At 71.9% G+C, this 374-nt stretch carries 1 protein-coding gene; it reads right to left on the reverse strand.

The features are described 5' to 3' along the window. Window positions 1-374: hypothetical protein (locus ACEN88_RS34625; RefSeq protein ID WP_413346928.1), on the reverse strand; the 374-nt coding region annotated here is incomplete at both ends.

Here is a 374-nt window from a genome sequence, read left to right on the forward strand (position 1 = left end):
GTCCGCGCGCACGGCGGGCGGCGTCAGGTGCAGGGTGGTGCGGGCCAGCGCGTCCATGCGCACGCCGAGCGGACGCCGCATCGGACCGGGTTCGAGGCGGGTAGCGAACATCCACAGGACGGGGTAATCGAGGGTCGTCGGCACGACCACGTTCAGGATCATCGCGAGTTGCCAGTCGGCGCACTGCAGGTCGTCGATGGAGATAAGCAACGGCTGGTTCGCCGCGCGATGCTGGACCAGCGCGCACAGCGCGGCGGTCTGCAGCAGCTGGGTGGCCGGCACGGGCCACTCCGGCGGGGCGTCGACGAGGCCGATGCAGGCATCGACGTGCACCGGCGACACGCCCAGCGCGGCGCAGCGGCTACGCACGAGGT

The organism is Massilia sp. CT11-108 (assembly GCF_047302915.1).
GTDB classification, from domain to species: domain Bacteria; phylum Pseudomonadota; class Gammaproteobacteria; order Burkholderiales; family Burkholderiaceae_D; genus Telluria; species Telluria orientalis.